At 40.0% G+C, this 1,419-nt stretch carries 2 protein-coding genes; one reads left to right on the forward strand and one right to left on the reverse strand.

Translation table 11 applies throughout. The features are described from left to right. Positions 1-239: 239 nt before the first annotated feature. On the reverse strand, positions 240-647 hold the full coding sequence (locus tag HGG78_RS18750) for a hypothetical protein (RefSeq protein ID WP_172533817.1): 408 nt from the start codon (positions 645-647) through the stop codon (positions 240-242). Positions 648-974: 327 nt separating this feature from the next. Here HGG78_RS18750 and HGG78_RS18755 point away from each other — a divergent pair, with 327 nt between their 5' ends. Then, positions 975-1,193, forward strand: coding sequence for a hypothetical protein (locus tag HGG78_RS18755; protein ID WP_172533818.1), 219 nt, complete (start codon positions 975-977; stop codon positions 1,191-1,193). Positions 1,194-1,419: the final 226 nt, after the last annotated feature.

Raw genomic sequence — 1,419 nt, forward strand, 5'->3', positions numbered from 1 at the left:
TCTGTTTTACGGGTTGAGTTGACCACGAATTTGAAACCGAAAATGCTCATTTGCCGACAACATAAAACGAATGGCCGGAGAAATCCCAAAGATTAAACCCCTAAATTTACCTGAGTTGCATAACGCCCAATTAAGGTGTGAGCAACGCTACCACGGAACGAAACCATACCACCCTAAACACAAAACCCAACGATGGAATGAAAAATGCCAAGCGTTGGGAATCACTCTTAAATTGTTTGTTATACGACAGCTTGCGACAAGTCTTGCTCTACTTTTTTAAACGCTGTCAGTTCTTGCTCAGCCTTACCACTTGCTACCGTTACCCATTGCAAACCAACCTCATCTTGATGTTCAAACTCAACTTGAAGCTGATACTTTGAGCGAAAAAGAGAGAGTAATAAAACCACTGGGAATATGATGACTAGAGCTACAACTCCAGCATTGATATCAAATCCCCAAGGTGTGGCAAATGGCTCGAATAGCCATAAAATGCTTGAAGCTATAGCTGAAATAACAGACGCCTTGACTAGATGCGAACTCAGTTTGTTTTTAACTACTTTGACGCTCCTAATTTTGGAAAGCTCATAGCTATCTTCCTTGATAGATAGGCGACCATTAGCTATTGAAAAATCAGAGATATCATACATACCATTTCCTCGTTTGGGTTAAAGAGTTACAGAAAATATTCCCACAAACGATTCGACCAATATTAACCATAAGAAAATTATATGCAATAAATTTTAACACCGTACGTCGTATAACGCCGCATTAAGTGGTGAGCGACGCTAAACACCGATGCCTCGACAAACCACTTAAAGCACAAAAACTGAATTTACACTAAAAACACCAAGCGTTGCGAATCCGTCTTAAATGCTTTGTTATGCAAATTCAATAAGATAAACATAAAGTTACACCAAGTTTGATAAAGAAAACAATCAAAATATTGGTTAAGTGAACCAAGAATCAACCCAAGCTTGAACCGTGATAAATATGCCGCCAAAACAAAGCACACCTTGCAGCAACAAACCAAGCTTTTGCACCAGAAAAATTCAACGAGCAAAATTTCCAGCGAACTCGAAACTATCAATTTGCTTGCTCTTGCAACACTTTGCGCCCGCAAAATTAACAACGTGCCAACGCTAAAACCGAGTGAGGCAAACAAAGAATCTTGTCTGTTTTACGGATTGAGTTAACCACGAATTTGAAGCCGAAAATGCTGATTTGCCGACAACACAAAACAAATGGCCGGAGAAATCCAAAAAGATTAAACCCCTAAATTTACCTGAGTTGCATAACGCCCAATTAAGTGGTGAACAACGCACTGGCCAAGCCGCTGCATTGCACCGTAAAACACTTTACCTGACGCATAGTAAAACTGCCACGCGTTGAGAATCCACTTGAATTGCTTGTTATGTGAAT

The organism is Vibrio aestuarianus (assembly GCF_012395185.1).
GTDB classification, from domain to species: Bacteria; Pseudomonadota; Gammaproteobacteria; order Enterobacterales; family Vibrionaceae; genus Vibrio; species Vibrio aestuarianus.